Here is a 16347-nt window from a genome sequence, read left to right as displayed (position 1 = left end):
AGGATTTAGCTGTCATTGCCTATTATATCGACTTCGTCCTCTAAATAAGAAGCTATATGATATTTTAAGGTCAACAGGCAGTAGATTAAGGATTGGACTTTCTTCTAAAGACTTGTCTACTAAAAAAGGATTTTCAGTTTGATCAGAGCTATAAAAAAGCTTATAATTTTGTCCTATAAATAAATTTAATACCTCTTTATCTATTGCTTTATATTTATCTGCAATCTCCTTTATTTGCAATCTCCTTTATTTCTTCTAGCGTATAATTATTAGATAAAATTTTAACAAATTCTTTATGAGGTAGATTAGCTATTTTTACTAACGTATTTATATCTTGGAAACTCATTTTATCTTGATAATGATTGGTAAAAGTATATTGCTCATTTTCATAGATAAAATTAACTTTAGCATTTTGCCCCAAAGTTATAGGCATAGAAGGACATTCTTCGTCTAGTATTCTAAGAGCAATGCCTTGATATATCTCTATTACAAGAGAATCATAGGTGTTAAACTCTGCAATTTTTATAGAAAAATTCTCGTCTACAATCAATTTAAACGGTCTGTTATTAGCATTTATTTCTAAAGCTCTATTAGTTATATTCAAATTAACACGTGCATTATTTATGTCTATACTACCTAAGCCATTATAGTAATTCATAGTATCGGTGATACCTAAAAAATATTATTAGTATCTAAACTAAAAGAGTGAGTAATATTATTACCTACAGTAACGCCAAGCCAACCATCAAGACCCATGCTCCCTTTGCATTTATATTTTTTGTTGTACCACTCATATTATGTCCTTATTTTTTTATTAATTTATAAGAAAATAATAATTAATAAGTCAATAAGTTGTATTTAATAATTTATTATTCTCTTCACTGCTATAATTACTGAGTGCTAGCAAAGCTTCGTATATTTCTTTCTCAAGTAAATAGTAACCTCAGTTTTTGAGTACGTAGATTATTTTGTTTTTGCCTAGATTCTGCTGTTGTAAATACTTCCCATAACCAATAATAGTAGGTACAGAATATTTTTTTAGCAAGACATGGAGCGAAAATTAAAACAAAAGGAATATTCAAAGTTTTTACTAAATTTCAAAAAGCCTTAAAACCCTTATCGGAAGTGGTGGAGGCAAAGGGAATCGAACCCTTGACCCTCTGCGTGCAAAGCAGATGCTCTACCCCTGAGCTATGCCCCCGATTATTTATTAGCGAGGTTTTTGGAAATGAAAATATTAAGATAAGCTTTTAACTAATCCCCAAGGTAATGGCTGACCATTGCTCCCTACGACTAAATCTCCGGAAGATTCATATTCGGCAGCTAGAAAAGACTTTTGAGCAGCAATAAGCTTGACCGGTTTGATCTTCTGACCGTTATGAAAATATTCTTTAGCCTGTTCCCTAGAAGTCGGGTTATTTTTGGAAGCTGTTTTTGCTTTAGACATATACTATTAACTTTTTCTTAAACTTGTGAAGAATATAAAACTTTTTCCTAAACTTGTCAATAACTACCGTGTCGATAAATAGACATTGCCTAGAAAAAGTTGATAATTTGAAAAGTTGAAGTCATTACGAGGAAAATTACAAAGTAATTGACGAAGCAATCTCAGGAGTTTGTTATTATTTCATAAGATTGCCACGCTCCTTACAGTCGCTCGCAATGACGATTTGGTATCCATGCAACAGGAGCCTACAGCCGCTTACAATGACGGTATCAACGATTTCTAGGCAATGCCTATAAATATGTTAAGATATCTCAAAACATCATTATTCTTCCGTTATTACTTAACTTTCACCGACAAATGCTATTTTAAATTCTACTATTTCTGATATCGTTTTTCCATCATATATACTAAACCCTACTCCTTTAAATGCTACTTTTGCGTTGATATCAGCACCATATGATACTAACAGCTTATATATTTCATCATCCTTCATATCTTTAGAAGTACATCGAACGTTTTTAACAACCGCATGCAAAGGTATTCCTCCGGATTTTCTTTGATCCACCTCAGCTCCGTTCTTAAGTAATAGTTTTGCTACATTAAAGTGCTTACTGCTTCATATAAAGGTGATCCTAGCCAAGCTCCATCGTTCCCGTTTACTGCAACGCCTTTTGATATTAGATATTCTGCTACTTTATAATTTCCGTGACGTGCGGCTGAATTTCAAGGAGTATTCTTCAAAATATCACTACACATATTAACATTTGCTTTTTTTTCTTCAACTAACCATTTAGCCAACTTTTAGTGCATTATTTGTAGATACCGAAAATAGTTCAGTAGTAGAGACTGCAAGTAATTCATTTAAACTCCTTACTACGCTCACTTTATCAAGAAAAATAGACTCTTTTAAAACATTTTCAAAGCTACATTGTTTTACATAATGTTCTATATCTTGCACTACTACTCTATTTGACTTTAGCAACAGAGTTAAATTACTATTTAATAGTTCTTTTATCATATTCTACTTATTTATACTTTGTATTTCTTAAAGGTAATAAAGAGCTCATTGTCATTCCTGCAAAAGGCTTGCTTGGATACCCAAATCGTCATTGCGAGCAGCCGTAGGCTGCGTGGCAATCTTATGAAATAATAACAAACTCCTGAGATTGCTTCGTCAATTGCTATGCAATGTCCTAGCAATGACGATTAGGAGGTCACACGCAGACAATACTGAGAACTCCTACTGATTAATCCTTGCCGTGCAGATTCTTTCGGTTATTTCCTTCAACTTTTCTACTCTATCGATTAAATAAGCAGCTGTTCTTTTGTAATTTTATAGTTTTTATCATATCTTGCGTCAACATAAGCTTTTTGAAGTAACTCAAAACATTCTTTTTGCTCAGAGGTTACTATAGGAAATACTTGCAATATCACTATTATAATTTTCTGCCATACTCCCTAATTCTTCTATATCATACAATTTAGGTTTGTAATTGGAAAAAACTAACAAGATGCTACTGTAAAAACTCTCCGTAGCTTGATGAAGATAAAAAGCACTTTTGTTTAATTCGCCTCTTTCAAATGGATATTGGCAATCAATCAAAAACCCGCATCCACTTCTAAACCATTCTTCATAGTAATCTTTAGCAATTTCTTTCATCTCGCTCCAAGGGAAATCTTTAGCTTCGCTAAGTGTAAATTCCTTGCTATCATATATAAAGAATGCCTTCTTTGTTTATATCCGTATAAAAATAACGTCCTTTTTCTAACTGCCTGTTTACTTCATCTATTGATTCAAGAATTATTGATATTCGTGAGTCATATGGGATAATTTGCGGCTTTATTCTCCTGTCTTTTTTAATTTGGTATATATTGTATCTTGTAATCTTAAAGCAGTATATCCTTTATATTTACCTTTCTTCAGAATTATCAAAATATAGGTATCGCTATGGTAACCATTAGTTAGATCACGCACCCCATCACCTCTTGCAAAAGAGCAATACAAGATAATCATAGCAATTTTATCTTGTGCAATATCTAGAATTTGCTACACTATAAAATTAAGCCTAGCTTGGGATTTTTAGAGAACGCTGAGGTAAAGTGGTTTGCATTATAATACCCTACAATTTTTAAAAAGGTTGTATTGTCTTAAGAATTAATGGCTTGTTTTATGTCATTCCCGAGAAGGCGGGAACCCGGAAAGTATAAAAATCTCGAAGAATTTTTACTTTTTCTAAAAATGTAAAGAAATTTTAAGAAATAACTATAATCTTTTGATTGTTTCGAGTTTTGCTGGATTCCCGCCTTCGCGGGAATGACATAGAGTAAAAATCGTAGGGTATTATAGGTTTTCATCTATTCATTTGCACCATGACAATATTTATATTTCTTGCCTGAACCGCACGGGCATAGCTCATTACGAGATACCCTACCCCAACTAGTAGGATCTTCAGGGTTTCTATCTTTTGGGTCAATGCGTGATACGAATGGTTTAAGGTCAGTCTCAAGGCTACTTCCTGCGTTATATTTACTAAATGCCGGATCTTCTCGACTCTCACGCATATTTTTCTGAAGTTTTTTATACTCAAGTGAAACATCTTCTTTTTGAACATGTTTTAAGTCAATATGGAAATGGTATACGGTTTGAATAAATAATTCTTTTAAATTATTAAGCATCTGCTCGAATAAGTTAAATGCTTCTCTTTTATACTCACTAAGAGGGTCTTTTTGGCCATAAGCTCGAAGAGATATGCCTTGTTTTAAATGATCTAAGCTATATAAATGATCTTTCCAAACTTGATCAAGGGTAGTTAATAAAATATATTTCACGGCATTATGCATTAACTCGCTACTATAGGCTTCTTCTTTTGACTTATATATATCATAAGCCATTTGTATAACGGTCTTCGTGATTTCTTCTTCCGTTACATCATTTTTACTTACTACATTATGATCAAATTTTATAGAAAAAACACGATGTAATTCTACGCTTAAATTCTCTATATCCCAATCTTCTCTATAAGAGCCTACCGGCATGAAAGTTAATACTATCTTTTTGGCGAGTTCCTCAGTAGTACTATTTAAGAAACCGTGACTATCTTTAGATTTAATAATTTCAGTACGTTGCTCGTATATTATCTTACGTTGGTCATTCATTACATCATCAAAACGTAATAAATTTTTACGCATTTCGTAGTTATGTCCTTCCACTTTTTGCTGCGCTTTCTCAAGTGAACGACTAATCATTGGATGGTGGATAGCCTCTCCGTCTTTCAATCCAAGTGTTCTAAGGACTCCTGATATACGATCTGATGCAAAAATACGCATTAAATCGTCATCAAGCGATAGGAAAAACTTAGTTTTACCAGGATCACCTTGTCTACCTGATCTTCCTCTTAGCTGATTATCTATCCTACGGCTTTCATGCCTTTCCGTACCTATCACAAATAAGCCGCCTGCTTCAATAACCTGCTTCTTTTCTTCGGCAATTTGAGCTTTTATTTCAGCTATTTTAGCTTCATAATTATGTTCTTTATCCAGCTGTTCTATTAACATTTCAGGATTACCGCCAAGCATAATATCAGTACCGCGCCCTGCCATATTAGTTGCAATCGTTACTGCCTTAAACCTACCTGCTTGAGCAATAATAAAAGCTTCCTGCTCATGAAATTTGGCGTTTAATACTTTATGAGGGATTTTTTCTTTATTTAAAACGCTTGAAAGTTCTTCTGACTTTTCTATGCTTATCGTACCGACAAGTATAGGCTGTCCACGATCGTAACAATCCTTAATTAGCTTTAAGATAGCATCATATTTTTCTTTTTTACTGCCGTAAATTTCGTCATCAAGGTCAAGCCTTGTAGCTTTATTATGGGTTGGGACTGCGACCACATCGAGATTATATATATCTTTTAGTTCCGGTGCTTCGGTCATAGCCGTACCGGTCATACCCGATAATTTAGGATAATTACGAAAATAATTTTGGAAAGTAATAGAGGCTAAAGTTTGGTTCTCATTTTGAATTTTCACATTTTCTTTTGCTTCTAATGCTTGATGTAACCCTTCCGAATATCTACGCCCTTCCATTACACGACCGGTAAACTCATCAATAATCATTACTTTACCTTCACGCACCAAATAATCTACATTAACAGTAAACATATTATGAGCTCTTAAGGCTTGGTTAACATAATGTACTAAAGTTAAATTCTCAAAATCATATAAACTGGTCTCCGGTTTTATAATATTTTCTTTACTTAAAAGCAATTCTATATGTGTAATGCCGGTTTCCGTTAAATTGATAGTTTTTAATTTTTCGTCTTTTTCAAAATCACTTGCATTAAGCAGACGTACTATTTTATCAATTTTACCGTATAACTCTGCATTATCATTAACCGGACCCGAGATAACGAGCGGAGTTCTTGCTTCATCTATCAAAATCGAATCAACCTCATCGATGATAGCAAAATTAAAAGGACGAAGTACCCGCTCCTGCAAGCTATACTTCATATTATCCCTTAAATAATCGAAACCGAGTTCATTATTTGTTGCATGAGTAATATCGGCGTTATAGGCGGCTCGTTTTACCTCATCAGGCATACCGCCAACAATACATCCAACCGATAAACCTAAAAAATTGTAAATTTTACCCATGGAAGCAGAGTCACGGCGTGCTAGATAATCATTTACGGTTACAACATGTACACCTTTTCCAGTTAAAGCATTTAAGTAAGCAGGAAGCGTTGCAACTAAGGTCTTACCCTCACCGGTACGCATTTCGGTAATCATGCCTCGATGTAATATCAGGCCGCCTATAAGCTGAACGTCAAAATGACGCATACCGCAAACTCTTTTAGCTGCTTCCCTAACTACCGCAAACGCTTCATATACTATATCGTCTAAAGTAGCTCCGTTTTTAAGCTTTTCTTTAAACTCCACAGTTTTATTCTTCAACTCCTGATCTGATAATTTTTGTATAGCAGGTTCAAGCGAGTTAATTTTTGTAATTTCAGAAAATAGTTTTTTTACAGTACGATCATTTGCAGTACCGAAAAGTTTTTTTAAAATAGAAAGCATTAAAGTCCTTATGATATTTTTAGTATTTTAGTACTTAAATATAGGTATATTTTATAAAATTATCAAATGTTATAATTTTATTTAAATGAATAATTTTTTACTACAAATATTTGTAAATTATTATTAATAAATAAAATATTCTCAAATAGCTGTTGACGGTTATATATTATTTTTATAAAATTTAAGCTTATATTTAACACAATTATGAGTCATAAATGAAAAAATTATCTGTTATATTTTTATCAGTTAGCATGCTTTCCGGTATTGCTTTTGCTGATAAAGACAAGGTAGTTGCTACCTATAAAGGCGGTGAAGTAAAAGAATCGCAAATTATGAAAGAATTTAAGCCTCAGCTTAATCTTCAATCAGGTGAAACAATCAAAAATTTTGATGATTTTCCACCACAAGATCAGGAAAAATTAATAAAAATTTATGTTAATAATCTTTTGTTAAAAGAAGAAGTTGCTAAGTCAAATATTACTTCTTCTAAAGAATTCCAAGAAAAACTTGAAAATACAAAAAATCAATTAGCTCAACAAGAATTACTAGCAAACTACATAAAATCTAACATTACAGATAATATGTTTGATGATGAATATAATAAATATGTCGGTAATCTTAAAGGTAAAGAACAAATAAAAGTTGCTCATATTTTAGTTAAATCTCAAAAAGAAGCTAATGATATAAAAACCAAATTAAGCAAAGGCGGAAACTTTACTAAGCTTGCAGAAGAGTTATCTCTTGATAAAGCTTCAGCTTCAAACGGCGGCGTTATCGGTTACATTCTACTAAATCAACCTGGGCAGTTAGTACCGGAATTTGAAAAGAAAGCTTTTGCTTTAAAAGTAAATGAAGTTTCAACTCCTGTAAAAACCGATTTCGGTTGGCATATTATCAAAGTGCTTGAGAAAAAACCTGTGCCTATTCCAACAAAAGAAGAAGCAAAAGTAACTATTGATAATATATTAGCTGCAGAAATACTAAAGAAATATATTGCTGATTTAGAAGCTAAAGCTGATTTAAAAATCATGTTACCTAAAGCAGACAACAAAGCCGGATCGTAATTTATATTTTGTCATTGCGAGAGCGGGCACTCCCCGTATACCAAGTCGTCATTACGAGGAAAAACTGTAAGTTTTGACGAAGCAATCTCAGGAGTTTGTTATTACTGCATGAGATTGCCACGTCGCTTCGCTCCTCGCAATGACGGTTTGGGTATTCACGCAACAATGCCTCCGCAGGAATGACATAGGGTTCACACAGTAACACGCCTCTACCCAAGAATAACATTATAACTACTCTCAATCACAGCAAATGCTACACATACAGGATAATCATCAGCAAGAGAAAGGTGAATATTAAAAGGAGAGAGTTTGTTTGTATAGTTTGAGCTAACTTCTACTATAGGCTTACCTAAATCATTATTTAGTATAGTAATATCTTTAAAATTTATACCTTGACCTATACCGACTCCAAAGGCTTTACTAACCGCCTCTTTAGCAGCAAAACGCTTGGCTAAAAAAGCAGCATGGTTTATTTTCCCCAACAAAGCAAACTGTTTTAATTCCTTTGAAGTTAGAATTTTTTTAGCAAAAAGTTCTGGATATAAATGTAATATTTTTTCGATTCTAGGAATTTGTACTATATCAGTACCAACACCGATAAGCATTTACTTATCGGTTTCATAATCTTCGCCATTCTCATCAATAAAGATTTGATCATCTAAATCAGAATAATCGTCCCCGATATAAACTTCAGGTAAATACTCAAATTTTTCTCCTACAGCTTCTGATTCATCTTGATTAACAAGCGGCTCTATAATAGTTCTTGTACGCAGACTATTTATTAAATCTTGTTCTAACTGAGCTACCGATACTTTTCCGGCAGCAATTCTACGTAATGAGATAACGGGAGGCTTATCACGCTTTTCTTTTTTGATTTGATTAGTTTCTACTTTATAATTTAATAATTTAGCATATCTTGTGGCTAGGACAACAAGCCGAAACCTATCCGGTATAATTTTATTACAATCTTCTGCTGTAATTCTTGCCATAATTTTTCTCCGTTAAAAATAGTATACTACAAATAAATAGGAAACGAATTATACACAGATCAACTTCAAAAAGAGCAAGGAGTTCACAAGGCGAGGAACACAGCGTATACTTAATACGTGAGTACCGTAGCTCTTGTAGAACGACTTAGCCCATTTTTGAAGTTGATCTGTGTATATTATACCCTTTTTATATCTGCACCGCAATTACTTAATTTTTTTTCTAAATCTTGGAAACCACGATCTAAATGATATATTCGGTGTAATACGGTTTTACTATTAGTACTAAGACCGGCAAGTATTAGCGATACCGAAGCTCTAAGATCACTTGCCATAACTTCTGCGCCTTTTAACATTTCTACACCTCGAACAACCGCCTTATTACCTCGTACTACTATATCTGCTCCCATTCTACATAATTCAGGGACATGCATGAAACGATTTTCAAAAATATTCTCGGTGATCATTGAAACACCGCTACTAAGCGTCATAAGGCTCATAAATTGTGCTTGCAAATCAGTAGCAAAGCCAGGATAGGGATTAGTTTCTAAATCAACTGAATTTAACTTCCCTTCATAAGTTACCTGAACTCCGTTATTGATCGGCACGACTTTTATACCCGTTTCGATAAGTTTTAAAGCTATATTTTCTACAATATGGTAATCAATCCCACAAATTTTTACATCACCTTTAGTAATAGCTGCCGCAAACATATAAGTACCGGCTTCAATACGGTCAGAAAGTACTTTATAGCTCGCTTTATTTAAAGAATCCTTGCCTTTAATTGTTATTTCGCTAGTGCCGATACCTGCAATCTCGGCTCCCATTGTGATAAGACAATTACATACATCAACTATTTCCGGTTCTCGACCGCAATGAAAAAGCACAGTTTCCCCCTCTGCTAAAACAGCTGCAAGTATTGCATTAATCGTAGCACCTACGGAAACTTTATCAAAAACAAAATGAGTACCTTTTAAGCGTCCTTTACTTGAAGCGTTAATATAACCGTCTTCTATTTCAATCGCAGCTCCCATAGCTTTTAACACAGCAATATGCAAATCTACTTGCCTTGCTCCAATAGCACAACCACCCGGAAGCGATACTTTTGCTTTACCGTATTTGGTAAGCAAAGGACCAAGAACCCAAATCGATGCTCTCATTTTACGGACTATTTCATAATCTGCAGTAAAGTTATTTATATTTTTGGTATCAATTATAAGCTCCAATTCATCTTGATGTTCTATTATTTCAATATCTGCCCTGTGACTTCGGAGCAAATCTTTCATAGTACTAACATCCGTTAACTTTGGCACATTAGTAATATGCAGTTTATCGGTAAGAATAGACGCTGCCATAATAGGTAGTACGGCATTTTTAGCACCGCTAATATTAATACTACCTTTAAGAGGTGTACCACCGTGAATAATTAATTTATGCATAAATTATTTTGATAAAATTGTAACGTCATTGCGAGGAGAAACTGATTAAATTGTCATACTGTGGTCAAGCCACGGTATGACACCGATTATACTACACATCCAAATTCACGACATTCAACGCATTTGCTTGGATAAATAACCTGCGAGGTTCAACAACGTCACCCATTAAAGTAGAGAAAATGCCTTCTGCTTCATCAATTTCTGCAACTCTTACCTGAAGCAAAGTTCTTTTTGTAGGGTCAAGAGTAGTTTCCCATAGCTGGCTGGAATTCATCTCACCAAGACCCTTAAAACGCTGAATATTTATACCTCTTTTTCCGCATTCTATAATGGTATTTAACAACTGACTCGGTGTTAAAATATCGAATTCCTGACTTTTCACTATAAGCTTTAATTGCTTACTAAATATATCAAAAATCGTTAAAGCAAGCTTTGATATTTGTACAAACTCAAATGATTCTAACTGCTCTTTCAATAATATTTTACTTTCTTTTAAACCCCTACTAAAGCGGAAGAAATCTATTTTATTTTCATGTTTTAAAACTTCCCAATTAGTCTTATCAGGCGAATCTTCTAAGCTATTTAAAACATCTAAAGCTTTTTTAAGTCTTAAATCACTTTCAGGCTCAAATATTTTGTTATTAAGTAAGTCATTAATCGCAAGAATTTCGGTAATTGAACGATTAAATTTTTTGCTAGCATGGTCAAGCAAGCCGTTAAACTTAACTACTTTATTAATTAGCTCTTCTAAATTATCACCCACTAACCGCTCTTTATCGTCTAGAATTATGGTTGTATCATTAATAGTTGATTTGATCAAATAATCTTGCAGCGCTTGCTCATTCTTTAAATAAAGCTCGGCTGCTCCTTTCTTTACTTTATAAAGCGGTGGCTGAGCTATATATAGATAGCCTTTATTTATTAGCTCAGGCATATGACGATAGAAAAACGTGAGTAATAAAGTTCTAATGTGCGAACCGTCAACATCAGCATCGGTCATAATAATAACTTTATGGTATCTAAGCTTTTCTAAGGAAAATTCTTGTTCAACACTAATTCCAAGAGCTGTAATTAACGTACCGATTTGGTCCGAACCGAGCATTTTATCAAATCTTGCACGTTCAACGTTTAAAATTTTACCACGCAAAGGCAATATAGCCTGAATTTTGCTATCCCTACCCTGCTTTGCAGTACCGCCCGCAGAGTCCCCCTCAACAATAAACAATTCTGAAATAGCAGGATCTTTTGCATGGCAATCTGCAAGTTTACCTGGTAAATTCGAAACTTCTAAAGCTGATTTTCTTCGAGTGAGTTCCCTTGCTTTTCTAGCAGCTTCACGAGCATTCGCAGCTTCCATAATCTTAGCTATAATTGCCTTAGCCTCTGCTGGATGCTCTTCAAACCACTCAAGAACCTTTGTATAAACGGCATTCTCAACAACCGGTCGTACTTCGGAGCTTACTAGCTTATCTTTTGTTTGAGAAGAAAATTTAGGATCAGGCACTTTAACGGAAAGCACACAACATAGCCCTTCCCTAGTATCTTCACCGCTAAAGTCATTTTTAGCTTTTTTATTAAGACCCGTAGTATCAAGATACGAGGTAATAACACGTGTTATCGCTGATTTGAAAGCACTAAGATGAGTTCCGCCATCACGCTGCCTAATATTATTAGTAAAGCATAAAATATTTTCATGATAAGAATCATTCCAATGCATCGCAAGCTCAAGGCTTATACCGGACTCAGCATTCTCTGTATTAACTACTATACATGGATGGATAGCGTGCTTCGCTCTGTCTATATATTTTACATAAGCTTCTATACCGCCCGTATAATAAAACTCTACTTCTTTAACTTCTTCAAAGCGATTATCGACGAGTAAAATCTTTACGCCTGAATTTAAAAAAGCAAGCTCTCGAAGACGATGCTCTATAGTGCCGAAATCAAATTCTATATTAGTAAACGTTTCTACAGACGGAAAAAAAGTAACTTCCGTACCTTTTTTATCAATATTTTCTTTGACAACCGCAAGCGGAGCTTCCGTTATACCGTTATTAAATCTAATCAAATATTCCTTATTACTACGCCAAATACGCAGCTCAAGCCATTCAGAAAGAGCATTTACAACCGATACACCAACACCGTGTAGACCGCCTGCAACCTTATAAGCGTTCTGGTCAAACTTACCGCCGGCGTGAAGTTGCGTCATAATAACTTCAGCTGCCGATATTCCTTCTTCTTCATGAATTTCAACGGGTATACCTCTCCCGTTATCGGATACGGTTACTGAACCGTTTTTATTTAATGTTACTCGTACTAGATTACAATAACCAGCAAGCGACTCGTCGATAGCGTTGTCGACTACTTCATAAATCATATGATGTAGACCCGACCCGTCTCCAACATCCCCGATATACATTCCCGGTCTTTTTCTTACGGCTTCAAGACCTTTTAAAACCTTTATGGAATCAGCACCGTATGATGATTCGTTAACTTTTTCTTCAATTTCCGACATATTATATATTTGGCTCTATTACTTGTTGCTAGAAACAATAAAAATAACTATAACGTAACTTATTAAAATAGTAAAGTTTCTTGATTTAAAATTAGCGAGATAACAAAATAAAGATTGATAATTTAAAAAGTTTACGTCATTGCAAGAAAATTACGAAGTAATTGTACGTCCGCAATCTCAGGATATTTGACGGGATTGCCACGCAGCCTACGGCTGCTCGCAATGACGATATCAATTGATTCTAGTCAATACCAAATTAGCGAGATAACAATGAATATATTAAAGTTAAAAAATATTTTCGACGTAATTAATGATTATGACGTGTTTTTATTCGATCTTTGGGGGGTAATAATTGAAGGGGGGCGTACCTATCCGGGCGTCGTACAAAATATCAATAAGATTATTGAACGAAAAAAAGTATATTTTGTCACTAATGCTCCACGCAATATTTTTTCACTGCATCAAACAATTAAATCGTGGGGATTAAATGCAGAACCGGAAATGATCATTAGCTCAGGCGAAATAGCAGTAGAAATGATACTAGAAAGTAAAGAGCGGTTTGGTATAGAAAAACCAGCAATATATCATTTAGGACATTTAGAAAATGATATAATAAACAGAATTCAATGTCCTATCACTGATGATATTAACAAAGCTAATATTTTCTTAATGACTATTTACAGAGATGAAAACGAAAATTTAGATTTAAACGAATTCAATGAATTATTTAAAATTGTTGTACAACGTAAAATGGTCAATATTTGTGCTAATCCTGACCTTGGAATAAATCAGCACGGTGTTTATAGATATTGTAGCGGCTATTATGCCGAAAAAATAAAGCAGCTTGGCGGAAAAGTAATTTATAGCGGTAAGCCATATAAAGAAATATATAGCAAAATTTTAAAAGAATGTCATAATACCCCTAAGAATCGCATGTTAATGATTGGGGACACTTTTTACACCGATATACTTGCAGCAAATCGCCTTGGTATAGACTCTGCCCTAGTGTTAACCGGAAATTCTAGAGAATATCATATTGATTTTGATAATATTGATGAAAAACTAGATAGTTTAATGAAAGCTGCTGTTAAGCAATCGATTACACCTAGTTTTGTTGTTGATTTATCTTGAATAGCTTTGCCGTCATTGCGAACGACTAAAGGTGTTGTAGCATGGCTAGTTTATGTCATTCCCGTGGAAGCGGGAATGACATAGAAAGGCGGAAATGACATTAAAAGAACTCTATTGATATTTTACTCATAACCTGCTATAGAGTAAAACTTAAGCGGTCGTGGCGAAATTGGTAGACGCGCAGCGTTGAGGGTGCTGTTCTGTAAAAAGATTGGAAGTTCAAGTCTTCTCGACCGCACCATTCACCGGTTTTTCACAAAGTCAAATTTTTGTCTATTTCGACACTTCAGATTTTATATTTACGCCTAAGTTCGTCTTGTTAGCAAATGTTTGTGCTAATTGTATACTCCTGATACATGAAAAGGAGTTGAAATAAAAACTATTGCTTATTTGTACTCTGTGATTTATATTGATTAGCAAATTGTACACAATTCTATGCCAAGCCTAGCTACCCAGCTTTAAATAATTATAAAAGTCTATAATAAACTATTAGGTCAATAGGCTATGCCTAATTTTAATATATTTAAAAGCATCTTACCAGATCATCACGATCAATTTGCTGAAATTTTTGATCAAATTAACGATCTGATCGAAGATCACAATTATGATGCTGCTGCAAGCAGGCTGGCCAAGCTTCATTATGCCGATTTAGCAGATTTCTTAGATAATCTTAACAATAAAACATATAAAATAATTATTCCTTTATTACAGGATGAAATTAAGCCTGAAACGTTAGTATCATTAAATGCTTATAGTAAACCTTTAATAATAGAAACTTTAGGCATAAAAAAATCTGCAGAATTAATCAATAAGCTAGTTATAGAAGATGCTATTGAAGTAGTAATCGATCTAGACGATGATATAAAAGACCTTATCCTAAGTAATCTCACTAAAGAAAAAAAACACCAAATTACCGTAGGTTGTACATATCCCGAAAATACGGTAGGTAGGGTAATTGAGCGCGATTTTATTAATCTTCAAGAAGGATGGACGGTCGAGGAATCATTAAATTTTATCAAGAACGTAAAGAATGACTTTTATGCGGCAATCGTTACGGATAATAAATTACGCCCTATCGGTATTATTTCTCTTAGCACGCTAATTAAAGGCAAAAAAAATGAATTGATAAAAGATTTGATGAGCAAAGATTTTAAGCTTGCAGATGCTTTTACCGACTTAAATGAACTAAGCTTCATTTTTAGACAATATGCTTTAACTATTGTACCGGTAGTAAATAAAAGCGGTAAGTTAGTAGGTAGCGTATCAATCGATAATATAATTTATATTATAGAAGAACAAGCCGGCAAAGATATATTATCATTAAGCGGGGTACACACTCAAGATACTTTCTTCAATGTATTTTATACCGTTAAACATCGTTTTCCTTGGCTCTTTGTTAATCTAATCACTGCCTGCATAACCTCACTTATCATTAACCATTTTAACGATACTATTGCAAAACTTGTAACGCTTGCAGCCACTATGCCTATTGTAGCTTCAATGGGCGGAAATGCCGGAACACAAGCTATGACCGTTACGGTTAGAGCCCTTGCTAATAAAGATATTCATTATAATAATGTCAATAAAGTTATATTAAAAGAAATAGCCGTATCGGCTTTTAACGGTTTTGTACTGGCAATTATCGGAGCAGGACTTAGCTTTGTGATGTTGCTTGACTTAAATCTTAGCGTTATTTTTGCTATTGCAGTTATTTTAAATTTTTTAGTAGCCGGATTATTCGGCTCTGCTATTCCTATAATACTGCATTATTTTGATATAGACCCCGCTACAGGCTCCGGTGTATTTCTAACAACCATAACCGATGCTCTAGGTTTCCTAACTTTCTTAAGCCTTGCTCATATTTTTTTAGTGTAAAATTTGGTGTTTATTCAAATAAAAATACATACACATTGCAGCAAACAGTAGCTATCGCTCCAAGACATTTACATATACCACAACTTGTATCCTGATTTTCAAAGTCGGTAATATTATTAATATTATTCTCATAAGATATATTATTATCTCTTTATATATTCTGATTATTATTAATATTTGACTCTTTGAACAATAAATTTGCAACAGTTAGTATTAACTCACCCTGTGATGCAGTTAGATTAGTATTATTTAAGGAGCTAGCTTGTGCGTACTCTTGTACTTCTAAACTATTACGGTTTGACATAGTTATATTTTGACTTTAGGATTAATATTTAAAATAATATAACTATAATCTTTAGGTTCTGTGAAGGAAAATTAAATTATTTATATTTTCAGATATTTTTTAGCGAACATTAATAAGATTTTTGCAGTAATAGTTGTTCCTATTTCAAAAAAGTCTTATGATTTACAGCAAAAAATAGCAAAAATAGATTAATTTAATTTTCCTTCACAGAACCTAATCTGCAGCTATTTATTACTGCAATTTTTGGCATTTCCTCGAAACGGTTGATATCGTCATGAGCTAAGCAACTGCAAAGAGCGTGGCCATGACGTAAACTTTTCAAATTATCAACTTTTTCTAGGCAATGCCTAATTTTTTAATTAATAGCCCACAAATTAATAATGAAATAAGAAATAACTTTTATGGAAGATATAAGGCTCTTGGAAAGAAAAGTTTGCAATTTGTGTTTATAGTAAAAAATTACTTGATAAACTCGAATATTTAAATACTAAAGTAGCAAATCCTATAGAT

The 16347-nt window shown here is 33.7% G+C and carries 15 protein-coding genes, 2 tRNA genes and 1 pseudogene; 4 read left to right on the top strand and 14 right to left on the bottom strand.

All coding sequences use genetic code 11. The annotated features are described in order from the left end of the window. Positions 1 to 12: 12 nt before the first annotated feature. The 9 genes from GCO76_RS00090 to secA all read right to left on the bottom strand — a co-directional run bounded on the left by GCO76_RS00090 (position 13) and on the right by secA (position 6523). Positions 13 to 240 carry a hypothetical protein gene (locus tag GCO76_RS00090; protein ID WP_410955765.1) on the bottom strand — a complete coding sequence of 76 codons (228 nt, stop codon included), beginning with the start codon at positions 238 to 240 and terminating at the stop codon, positions 13 to 15. Then, a complete protein-coding gene (locus GCO76_RS00085) occupies positions 215 to 658 on the bottom strand; it encodes a hypothetical protein (RefSeq protein ID WP_410955764.1) in 444 nt (147 codons plus the stop codon). The genes GCO76_RS00090 and GCO76_RS00085 overlap by 26 nt, the downstream gene beginning before the upstream one ends. A gap of 468 nt (positions 659 to 1126) precedes the next feature. Continuing rightward, positions 1127 to 1201 (bottom strand) — tRNA-Ala (locus GCO76_RS00080). A 36-nt stretch (positions 1202 to 1237) separates the two neighbouring features. After that, positions 1238 to 1447: a hypothetical protein gene (locus GCO76_RS00075; protein WP_004998070.1), complete on the bottom strand. Its 210-nt coding sequence runs from the start codon at positions 1445 to 1447 to the stop codon at positions 1238 to 1240. Positions 1448 to 1787: 340 nt separating this feature from the next. Further along, positions 1788 to 2012 carry a hypothetical protein gene (locus GCO76_RS00070; RefSeq protein WP_410955763.1) on the bottom strand — a complete coding sequence of 75 codons (225 nt, stop codon included), beginning with the start codon at positions 2010 to 2012 and terminating at the stop codon, positions 1788 to 1790. A gap of 225 nt (positions 2013 to 2237) precedes the next feature. Continuing rightward, positions 2238 to 2465 (bottom strand): hypothetical protein, encoded by a 228-nt coding sequence (locus GCO76_RS00065; protein WP_410955762.1) that lies wholly within the window; start codon positions 2463 to 2465, stop codon positions 2238 to 2240. Between the two features lie 381 nt (positions 2466 to 2846). Beyond that, positions 2847 to 3107, bottom strand: a complete 261-nt coding sequence (locus tag GCO76_RS00060; RefSeq protein WP_410955761.1) for a HEPN domain-containing protein — start codon at positions 3105 to 3107, stop codon at positions 2847 to 2849. A gap of 180 nt (positions 3108 to 3287) precedes the next feature. After that, a complete protein-coding gene (locus GCO76_RS00055) occupies positions 3288 to 3461 on the bottom strand; it encodes a hypothetical protein (RefSeq protein ID WP_410955760.1) in 174 nt (57 codons plus the stop codon). 341 nt (positions 3462 to 3802) lie between these two features. Further along, positions 3803 to 6523: a preprotein translocase subunit SecA gene (secA, locus tag GCO76_RS00050; RefSeq protein ID WP_410955759.1), complete on the bottom strand. Its 2721-nt coding sequence runs from the start codon at positions 6521 to 6523 to the stop codon at positions 3803 to 3805. Positions 6524 to 6738: 215 nt separating this feature from the next. Between secA and GCO76_RS00045 the strand changes: the two genes are divergently transcribed. Continuing rightward, entirely contained in the window at positions 6739 to 7587 is an 849-nt protein-coding gene (locus tag GCO76_RS00045; protein ID WP_103896891.1) for a foldase protein PrsA, read from the top strand. 209 nt (positions 7588 to 7796) lie between these two features. Here the strand turns inward: GCO76_RS00045 and acpS are convergent, their stop codons facing one another. The 4 genes from acpS to gyrB all read right to left on the bottom strand — a co-directional run bounded on the left by acpS (position 7797) and on the right by gyrB (position 12527). Next, entirely contained in the window at positions 7797 to 8192 is a 396-nt protein-coding gene (acpS, locus tag GCO76_RS00040; protein WP_045806006.1) for a holo-ACP synthase, read from the bottom strand. Further along, positions 8193 to 8576 carry a DNA-directed RNA polymerase subunit omega gene (gene rpoZ, locus GCO76_RS00035; RefSeq protein WP_410955758.1) on the bottom strand — a complete coding sequence of 128 codons (384 nt, stop codon included), beginning with the start codon at positions 8574 to 8576 and terminating at the stop codon, positions 8193 to 8195. 176 nt (positions 8577 to 8752) lie between these two features. Next, on the bottom strand, positions 8753 to 10012 hold the full coding sequence (gene murA, locus GCO76_RS00030) for a UDP-N-acetylglucosamine 1-carboxyvinyltransferase (RefSeq protein WP_410955757.1): 1260 nt from the start codon (positions 10010 to 10012) through the stop codon (positions 8753 to 8755). 91 nt (positions 10013 to 10103) lie between these two features. Then, positions 10104 to 12527: a DNA topoisomerase (ATP-hydrolyzing) subunit B gene (gene gyrB / locus GCO76_RS00025; protein ID WP_410955756.1), complete on the bottom strand. Its 2424-nt coding sequence runs from the start codon at positions 12525 to 12527 to the stop codon at positions 10104 to 10106. A 270-nt stretch (positions 12528 to 12797) separates the two neighbouring features. Between gyrB and GCO76_RS00020 the strand changes: the two genes are divergently transcribed. The 3 genes from GCO76_RS00020 to mgtE all read left to right on the top strand — a co-directional run bounded on the left by GCO76_RS00020 (position 12798) and on the right by mgtE (position 15533). Beyond that, complete coding sequence (locus GCO76_RS00020) at positions 12798 to 13658, top strand: TIGR01459 family HAD-type hydrolase (protein ID WP_410955755.1); 861 nt, start codon at positions 12798 to 12800, stop codon at positions 13656 to 13658. A gap of 154 nt (positions 13659 to 13812) precedes the next feature. Then, positions 13813 to 13899, top strand: a tRNA-Leu gene (locus tag GCO76_RS00015). A 263-nt stretch (positions 13900 to 14162) separates the two neighbouring features. Next, entirely contained in the window at positions 14163 to 15533 is a 1371-nt protein-coding gene (gene mgtE, locus GCO76_RS00010) for a magnesium transporter (RefSeq protein WP_410955754.1), read from the top strand. A 10-nt stretch (positions 15534 to 15543) separates the two neighbouring features. Here mgtE and GCO76_RS00005 read toward each other — a convergent pair. Beyond that, a pseudogene (locus GCO76_RS00005) lies at positions 15544 to 15837 on the bottom strand (hypothetical protein). Between the last annotated feature and the right edge of the window lie 510 nt (positions 15838 to 16347).

This window comes from Rickettsia koreansis (assembly GCF_046532895.1).
Classification (GTDB): domain Bacteria; phylum Pseudomonadota; class Alphaproteobacteria; order Rickettsiales; family Rickettsiaceae; genus Rickettsia; species Rickettsia rickettsii.
This window is presented reverse-complemented; position numbering and strand designations above follow the sequence as displayed.

What these genes read in the sequence shown, in the direction of transcription:
- GCO76_RS00085 (WP_410955764.1), bottom strand. Translation starts at nt 658, where the DNA reads ATGAATTACTATAATGGCTTAGGTAGTATAGACATAAATAATGCACGT.
- GCO76_RS00075 (WP_004998070.1), bottom strand. Translation starts at nt 1,447, where the DNA reads ATGTCTAAAGCAAAAACAGCTTCCAAAAATAACCCGACTTCTAGGGAA.
- GCO76_RS00065 (WP_410955762.1), bottom strand. Translation starts at nt 2,465, where the DNA reads ATGATAAAAGAACTATTAAATAGTAATTTAACTCTGTTGCTAAAGTCA.
- GCO76_RS00060 (WP_410955761.1), bottom strand. Translation starts at nt 3,107, where the DNA reads ATGAAAGAAATTGCTAAAGATTACTATGAAGAATGGTTTAGAAGTGGA.
- GCO76_RS00055 (WP_410955760.1), bottom strand. Translation starts at nt 3,461, where the DNA reads ATGATTATCTTGTATTGCTCTTTTGCAAGAGGTGATGGGGTGCGTGAT.
- secA (WP_410955759.1), bottom strand. Translation starts at nt 6,523, where the DNA reads ATGCTTTCTATTTTAAAAAAACTTTTCGGTACTGCAAATGATCGTACT.
- GCO76_RS00045 (WP_103896891.1), top strand. Translation starts at nt 6,739, where the DNA reads ATGAAAAAATTATCTGTTATATTTTTATCAGTTAGCATGCTTTCCGGT.
- acpS (WP_045806006.1), bottom strand. Translation starts at nt 8,192, where the DNA reads ATGCTTATCGGTGTTGGTACTGATATAGTACAAATTCCTAGAATCGAA.
- rpoZ (WP_410955758.1), bottom strand. Translation starts at nt 8,576, where the DNA reads ATGGCAAGAATTACAGCAGAAGATTGTAATAAAATTATACCGGATAGG.
- murA (WP_410955757.1), bottom strand. Translation starts at nt 10,012, where the DNA reads ATGCATAAATTAATTATTCACGGTGGTACACCTCTTAAAGGTAGTATT.
- gyrB (WP_410955756.1), bottom strand. Translation starts at nt 12,527, where the DNA reads ATGTCGGAAATTGAAGAAAAAGTTAACGAATCATCATACGGTGCTGAT.
- GCO76_RS00020 (WP_410955755.1), top strand. Translation starts at nt 12,798, where the DNA reads ATGAATATATTAAAGTTAAAAAATATTTTCGACGTAATTAATGATTAT.
- mgtE (WP_410955754.1), top strand. Translation starts at nt 14,163, where the DNA reads ATGCCTAATTTTAATATATTTAAAAGCATCTTACCAGATCATCACGAT.